The sequence below is a fragment of the Candidatus Protochlamydia sp. R18 genome (genome assembly GCF_000648255.1).
GTDB classification, from domain to species: domain Bacteria; phylum Chlamydiota; class Chlamydiia; order Chlamydiales; family Parachlamydiaceae; genus Protochlamydia; species Protochlamydia amoebophila.
In genome coordinates this window covers 178128-186698 of record NZ_BASL01000611.1, presented here as the reverse complement: position 1 = coordinate 186698, position 8571 = coordinate 178128, and the positions used below count along the sequence as shown (strand labels likewise).

At 34.1% G+C, this 8571-nt stretch carries 2 protein-coding genes and 1 rRNA gene; all 3 read right to left on the bottom strand.

Annotated elements, in window-relative coordinates; translation table 11 throughout:
* Window positions 1–17: 17 nt before the first annotated feature.
* The 3 genes from TY19_RS01795 to TY19_RS01785 all read right to left on the bottom strand — a co-directional run bounded on the left by TY19_RS01795 (window position 18) and on the right by TY19_RS01785 (window position 7536).
* Window positions 18–1557, bottom strand: a 16S ribosomal RNA gene (locus TY19_RS01795).
* 701 nt (window positions 1558–2258) lie between these two features.
* Window positions 2259–4865, bottom strand: coding sequence for a hypothetical protein (locus tag TY19_RS01790; protein WP_042279501.1), 2607 nt, complete (start codon window positions 4863–4865; stop codon window positions 2259–2261).
* Window positions 4866–4932: 67 nt separating this feature from the next.
* Window positions 4933–7536, bottom strand: a complete 2604-nt coding sequence (locus TY19_RS01785; protein ID WP_042279499.1) for a hypothetical protein — start codon at window positions 7534–7536, stop codon at window positions 4933–4935.
* Window positions 7537–8571 lie beyond the last annotated feature (1035 nt).

The following is an 8571-nucleotide window of genomic DNA, read 5'->3' as shown; positions in this document are numbered from 1 at the left end:
TTAGCAAACTGTCCTTTAAAGGAGGTGATCCAGCCCCACCTTCCGGTAGGGCTACCTTGTTACGACTTCATCCCAGTCATCGGCCTCACCTTACACGCCTCTTCCCTTGCGGTTAAGCCAGCGGATTCGGGTAAAACCAACTCCCATGATGTGACGGGCGGTGTGTACAAGACCCGGGAACGTATTCACGGCGATGTTGCTGACTCGCCATTACTAGCAATTCCGTCTTCATGTAGTCGAGTTGCAGACTACAATCTGAACTGGGGCCGGCTTTCGGGATTTGCTTCACCTCGCGGCTTCGCTGCCTTTTGTACCGACCATTGTAGCACGTGTGTAGCCCCAGACATAAGGGCCATGCGGACTTGACGTCATCCTCACCTTCCTCCTGGTTAACCCAGGCAGTCTCATTAGAGTTCCCACCTTAAATGTTGGCAACTAATGATAAGGGTTGCGCTCGTTGCGGGACTTAACCCAACACCTCACGGCACGAGCTGACGACAGCCATGCAGCACCTGTGTAGCAGTCCCGAAGGAAAGGCCTATTTCTAGACCGGTCTACTACATGTCAAGTCTGGGTAAGGTTCTTCGCGTTGCATCGAATTAAACCACATGCTCCACTGCTTGTGCGGGTCCCCGTCAATTCTTTTGAGTTTCAGCCTTGCGACTGTACTCCCCAGGCGGTATACTTAACGCGTTAGCTACGGCACAACTAGGGTTGAGTCCAGTTACACCAAGTATACATAGTTTACGGCAAGGACTACCAGGGTATCTAATCCTGTTTGATCCCCTTGCTTTCGCGCTTTAGCGTCAGGTATAAGCTAGAAAACCGCCTTCGCCACCGGTGTTCTTCCACATATCTACGCATTTCACCGCTACTTGTGGAATTCCGTTTTCTCCGCCTACCCTCTAGAGATGTAGTTTCAAATGCTGTTCCGAGGTTGAGCCCCGGGATTTCACATCTGACTGACACCCCCGCCTACGCGCCCTTTACGCCCAATAAATCCGATTAATGCTTGCACCCTCCGTATTACCGCAGCTGCTGGCACGGAGTTAGCCGGTGCTTCTTTACCTGGTACGCTCAAAATCACTGGATGTTAGCCAGCTCATCTTGTTCTCAGGCGAAAGAGCTTTACGACCCTAAGGCCTTCTTCACTCACACAGCGTCGCATCGTCAGGCTTTCGCCCATTGCGAATGATTCTCGACTGCAGCCTCCCGTAGGAGTCTGGGCAGTTCTCAGTCCCAGTGTTGGCGGTCAATCTCTCAATCCGCCTAGACGTCTTAGCCTTGGTGCGCCTTTACCACACCAACTAGCTGATATCCCATGGACCTCTCTTTAACCGCGAGGTCTTGCGATCCCCCACTTTAATAAAAAAAAGATGTCTTCTTTTCACCCTATCCGGTATTAGCGGTCGTTTCCAACCGTTATCCCAGAGTTAAAGGCAAGTTATCCATGTCTTACTAACCCTTCCGCCACTAAACCCGAAGGTTTCGTTCGACTTGCATGCCTCATCCACGCTGTCAGCATTCAATCTGAACCAAGATCAAATTCTCACAGAAAAATAAACTCTTGAAAACCTGAGTTGATTATATTAATCTGCACTACTTAAACGTAGTGCTCTATATGTGGGGCATCTTCATGCCTCACACAAGCTCTATTGTTTGCTTGCACATTGTCTTTCTTATACTGTCAAAACAATCTCGCATCGCTCAAGACGATCGCTATTCTTACGATTAATTTATCGTTAGAGTACACAAAGATTAGCGAAATGAAGGAATTAATGCAACAGCTAAAAAATAAAACTCTTTAAAAAATGCACAAACAACTTATTATGAGTTGATAAAACTTGAGTGTATTGCTCTCATCACATTTCTTTCTTCTTTACTAGCTCCTTTTTTTACCTTCTATCTTTTTACAAGACAAACTTCCCGTCAGTTTAAGCTTTAATATCAACATTGCACAATCGCAACCCTTACTTATAGTTTTAAATCGTGCAAAGGAGGGCAAGAGCAATTAAAACCATTAAATATAAATAACTTGAGTAAAAAATAAATTTCATTTAAAAATTTTTTAGATTTAAAATTTTTTGAAAATTTATCCGGGAGAAAAGTTAAAAAAAATTTAAAAAGAAACGATTGCTACTTAAAGTAAATTTAAAAAGGTTAAGGTATCAGAGACACCCAAACCAATTTTTATAATTTCTACTCAAGAAGTCGTATATATAGAAAAAGAAAGATAGATAAATTGATGATTAAGCTTATTAAAAAGCTCTACTAGAGTAAGCATGACTAGAGTAAGCATGCAGATAAATTTTTTCATAAGCTGATCTTGACTCTGGGGTAAGCAAAGCTGAATTTTTCACCTTAGGCCAAAGTGGCTCATAAGTAGGCGTTTCCATATTCCCATTGAAGGTAGTTTTATACAAATATAAAACCTCGAAGGTGTTGGGACCGAAGTAGTAATAGCTGGATTCAGGAACTGTTAAACCAAATTCATTTAAAATGAGGGGTTGATTTAATCCCTTCCTAGCCACTGACCCTGAATCTATAATTACCGCTATTTTCACTCCAATGACCTCAGCCATTAATTGAATTTCCAGATCGCCAAAATTACTTACATTAATAATTTGATAATTCTCACCTCTCATATAACTTTGATATTTCTCGATAGAAAGTTTATATTCATTATAAATTTGATTTTTAAACTGTGCCGCCTTTTCAGGAATATCAAGATAAGCAGCAATGGCATTTTTCAATTGTTTTACAGTTGATTCCGATATAAGCTCCCTTTCAGTTGTCAATAAAGCGGAAAACGCGCTCATCAAACACCCATGCCGGCCAAAATAGGGATGTTTATGCCAATATTGCATATCTATTCCAACATAATTTGTGGAACAGATTTGTCCCTTTGGATTAACAGCTTCACGATTCAAACCTCTATAAAAATCCTGATAAGTTTTTACTGTATCCTGAATAATCTTTTTCAAATTTGGGTCTAAGCAAGCATGATTAGGAGTCCAGGGAATTGTCACGGTTTGAGAAGTTGAGGCCGTTTTCAATTCAACAGTTTCTTCTTTAAATTTTTTGAAAGGTTCAACTCCTTCATCGTCATATAAATTCTTTAAAATGAGTAAATGTTGAGGTCCAAATTTTGCTTTAAGCGTCACAGCAAAATCGCAAATTAATTGAAAAGTTGTTTTTATTTTTTCAACTCGCTGATTATCTTTTTGTTGTAAAAATTTTCGCGTATTAATCATTTCTGGATGATCTTCTTCAATTAAGTCTTCCATCACTAAATTAAATAAGTGCAGTTTTTCTTCCTCAGACAAATCAACTAACAATCTTTTTAAACTTTCAGGATCGTAGGGCGGTAAACTAATTTGTTGAGGTTCTACTGCATAAGTAAACTCATCCACAACTCGATTAATTCTTCGTAAATGGTTAGATTTAGCTATTTCACCATAAGGACAATCAAGCACTATTTCAGGTGCAGGAGCAGCAAGGGAAACCCCGTCTGCATTCAATTTTAATAAATATCCTCTACAGCCATTTTCTTCTAATCGACTATGAGACATAAATTTTAATACCATAAATCGATATAAGGCTTGACAATTCAATTCATCGATAACTGTATTGAGATGCTTATTAAAATTAATCTTTCCATGTTTAGCTAATTCCACTAATTCTTTAAATGAATTAGCGTAAAGAACTTCTAAAAACTCTCGGGCTGTCTTTATTCCTTTATAGTTTTTTACATACTCTGTTTCTTTAGATGGGTCAAAATCTCCGTCAAAATTTAGTCCATAATCCCCTGGAATGACGCCTTGGTTTTCAACTCGAGCATATGCTTGATTGATTTGGCCTATTTGACTATAAATCTTTTCAGTTGGTGTCAAATCTGCACTTTCTCTTTCCAAATCTTTTTTTAATTGGAATAACTTCTGTGTTAGTTCTTGCTCACGTCGGATTCTTATTTTTAACTCTTCTAAGGCTAATGTTGGATCATCTGAAGTTTTTTTTGAGAGCATTTTTTTAGCTTTTTCTATAATAAGAGTATTTAAATTTTCTAAATCTTTTACTCTGCACTTTAAGAAAGCCACGGACCCTAATTTTTCCACCTCATAGCTAGCATTTTGTTTAGCCAAGTTTTTCACTTCCGAATCCAATCTTTCAATTTCTTGTGCCAGCCATTTAAGCCTCTCTTTTTTCTCATTAATTTTGAAAAAATCATTCCCGATAGGCAACCTAGCAATTTTAACTTTTAAATTTTCAGTTCTTCGTAAAAAATTTAATTGATTATTAATCTGTTTAGCTAATTCTATTTGTCGTTGAGAAATAATAAGCTGGAAATTTTCGGTTTCTTTTTTTAAATTCGCGATATGTAATTTATTTTGTCTAAATTGATAGAAACTAAAAAATCCGATAGAAACAATATTAGCTAATAAAAGACCTAAAAAAGATATGCGTGGGACTGCAAAATTTTGCATAACAAGGCTTTGCTCGTTGTTCAAAATGCTTTCTAATGACCGCTTCTTTAACTGCTCATTCGTTATATTTATATCTTCAATTCTGTTATCAAAATTTAAGGTCAAATCAGTTTGTTGAACTTCTTTTTCTAATATAAAGATCTTATTTTTTAAATTTTCAAATCTTTCCAAAAGTTCTTGCGTGTTAGATACTAACTTTGCCTGTTTACACTTGATGTGTTGAATTTTTCGTTGTTGCTCAACAATACACCTAACTCCATATTTACCTAAACTTAAGATATTTATAACAATAAACGTCACATTATTGAACGTAATAAGTGATTTAGACTGAGGAGTATAAACGTTTCCTAAACTGCTTGGTTGTACTGTCAAGTTACTCATAAATTCCTATATACTTATGATAATTCGTATTAATTTATACTCTCATACCTTAAACACCCTAAAGCAATTAATCTTTAGCTTGAGCTAACAATCTCCAATAAAGGTGTAATTTATTAACAGTGCTTTTAATTCTTTCGACAATCCCCTCTCCAAATACATTTTCATCAAATGAACTTAAATAAGCTTTTAAATTCTCACCTTTATGATATTTTGGAAATAATCCATAGTAAGTGACACTCGGATGATTATAAAGGTAATAAACTTCTTTTGTATTTGGTCCAAAGTAATTGATTTGACCAGCTGGAATCATAGCTCCAGATTCATCAAGAACCGTATTTTGGCCAAGCACAAATACACCTATTTTCACCCCAATTAATCGAGCAGTCAATTCAATCTCAATATCAGAGTATTCAGAAACCATTTCTATCGATTCTCCTCTCAACCACTTTTGGTATTGTTTGAGAGACCAATGATAATCTTGTTTAATTCTATCTTTAAATTCTTTTGCTGTTTCTTCGTTATCTAAACAATCTGCCACCGCTTCTTTTAAAAATTTTAAATATTGTTTATTAACATAATTTTTATTTGTCATAATGATAGCTAAGAGATTGGAGAACAAACACCCGCGAGGAGAAGTATCGTAATTATAGCCTTCTAATAATTCATGACTTCCGTAGTATTGTTCAGAGAGTCCTTTGATTTTATCATCACTTTTCCATTGAGCTGCATATGCTTTATTTAAAGGATTTTGCAAATAACCAGGAATCATTTGCATCATTTGTAAGATAGAATGATCTACTTGAGCCTCTTGCAAAGCAGCATAAAGCAAAGGATATTTCGCAAGAATTTCAATATTCATTTGCCATGCTACAATAGGTGCAGAGTCTTCGATTTGATCCAAAATGTTTATGCTTACTTTCTTATAAGGAGTTACAAGAGGATTATCATTTGTCATTTTTCCCTGCCAAACGACTCCTGTATGCTTTTCAAAATTTTTCATAATAGAGGCCGCTATATCACAAATATGGTCATAAACAAGATTAACAAGCGCAACTCTTTTTTTATCCCCCCTTGTAACAAATTCTCTCAAACTTTTACTTTCTTGACTTCCTTCTTCGAAAAAAGGATCCATAAGCCAATAATAAAGATATTTTTGCTCTTCTTCAGTCAATAAAATCCAAATCCGTTTTGCTCTTACAGGATCTATTCCATATTGTAAACCCGCCGTCCCCGAAACTGGGCCAAATGGGTCTTCATTTCTCAAAATGATTTTGCTTCCGAATCGGCCATTTTCAAAAGTTCCTACTTGAGCAGGATTAGAAGGCCTCATTTCTAACTCAGATGCTCTTCCGATTTTCAATTTTATTCCTTGACAGTCTCTAACAATAGCACCATGCTCTAATACATCTAATACGAGAAGTTGATAAATAGCCATTTTACTATATAAATAGTCTGGATCTAGATAAATCATTTCACTATCATTAAATTTAACATTTGATTTTGAGTCATTGCCTAATTTAAGCATTTTGTCTAAAACATATGTCAAACTTTCATTTATGAATTTCTCAGGAGTCAGTGTTTTTTCATTTCGTTTAACGTAATCTGTAAACAAATTCTCTTCATCATCATTACTATTTAAACCATAATCTCCTTGTACTTCTTCATCAGCTAAAACGATTCCATACTGATCTAATGTCTTTTTGTCTGCGGGATTTATCGGTTCTAACTGTCCAAGAATAGACGTTCCTGATTGTTTTTTTATGCGAGAAATTTGGTCTAATTGTTGCTGTAATTGCTTTACTTTAGTCTTATCTTGTCCAACAACTTCTAAAGTTTTTTCATAAGTCATTTGTTCAAAAACGGCTGGATAGTCTTTTTTTAATGCTAAACGTCGCCTTTCCAGTTTGGCGCACTGCTCCTGTAATCTTGTTAAATCAATATGAAGGGTTTCCCAGTTCTTTTTATTAGACTCTAGTTTCGCTAAACAAGCTTCGTCTTCAGTTAATTTTTGTCTAATTTCAGAAATTTCATTTTCTATTATATGGGGATTTTGACTATAAGCTTGTAATCCTTTTTGCCAACTTACAAATGATTTTGCGATTTTTATATTTGATAAAATTTGATGCTCTTTTTGCTCGTTATCCTTTTGAGATTTATCTTTAATGTAATTATTTTGCTTTATCAAAAGCGAAACTTTTTTATTTAATAGAAAATTTTGATAGGCAGTGTAAATACCTAAAGTTAAGAAATTTGTTATTAAATTTTTTAAAAAATTAGCAAAACTGATAGATAAATCTGAATCTGGGAATAATAAGCTAAATTGTCTTTTCAAGTTTTTAGTTTCGATTTCTAAGGTAGTTAAATTTTCCTCTGAAATGAAAGTCGCACCTTGAGGTTTATTTAAAATTTCTTCACGAACAGATGTTAAGCGATTTTCTAGATCATTCCATTTCTGTATGAAATTAGATGATTTCTCTTGTATTTGTTTTTGCACGCGTTGAAGATTATTTATCTTATTTTTTTTCGCTAAAATTTCCAAACTACCGTAAATACCTAGGGTGATGGTATTAAAAAATATAAAAGTTATTGTCTCCACAAGTGAATTGACTGCTGGGAAAGGATTAAAATCTCGTCCAAATTGAATAGATGTGTATAGATCACCAATCAACATATTATCCCTTCTTAACTGGAAAAAATAATTAAATTAAATAATTTTGAAAATTCAATAAATTCTTAATATAATACATATTAGAAATAAAAATTAAACACTAACTATTTTTAGATAGAATTTAATCCAAATTTTCATTCAATATAGAGAACTGCAATCTATCTCAAGAAGAAAAAGATGGGATAAACATATTGTTAATTTTTTATTAATAATCGAATAAGTCTGCCTTTTTAATTTGGATTAATCAGCTCAACTGCTATTTTTGATAAATGATATGTCACATTTTTCCTATAGAAAATGCTGTACTAAAAAAGAGAAAAATAAAACCAATTTTCAACGTAATAAAAGTAGGAATCTTTCTGCTCAGTTCTTAACAATTGCAGAGTTTGAATTAACACAAATGCTTAAAATAAATTTTAAAATTCTCGAATTATAAAAAATTAGAAATAGTAAAATTAGAAGTTATTAAAAATACAATCTCTTCATTACAATTTAATTACATAGCCATTTAATAGTTCTTAAACATCATACTTAAGCAATTTTATAAAATTCAAATCTCCTTAATCTATAGATGAAGTTCGATAAAGGAACAATTAATTCACAAACTGCAATTTCAAATTGGTTTACCATACACTGAGTCTATCAGGGGACTTATGCTATTTTAAATCAATAACTATTTCAAGTTTTTATAATTCAACAAAATGCTGTAGATATAGGTTATGTCCTACAATAGCGAAAATTCAACTTTAAGAGCTGTAACTAAATTTCTAATTTGGTATCTTTCAGACTATAGAAAACTTGTTTTGCTTCTAAAGTTTAGTAATAAAGGCTAATTGGGCTAGGATTTAATAAGCACTTGCAGTATTTATATTTAAATTTTTAATAAATTTTATTCAAAATTGTACAAAATAATTTAAATAAACTTAGCGTAGTTAAAAATAAAAAATTTAAAAATTAGTTTAAATTAATGATCATGTGCACTTGCTAGACCTCACGGATTTTACAAATGAAAAATTTTAATGTGAAATCACAATAAAT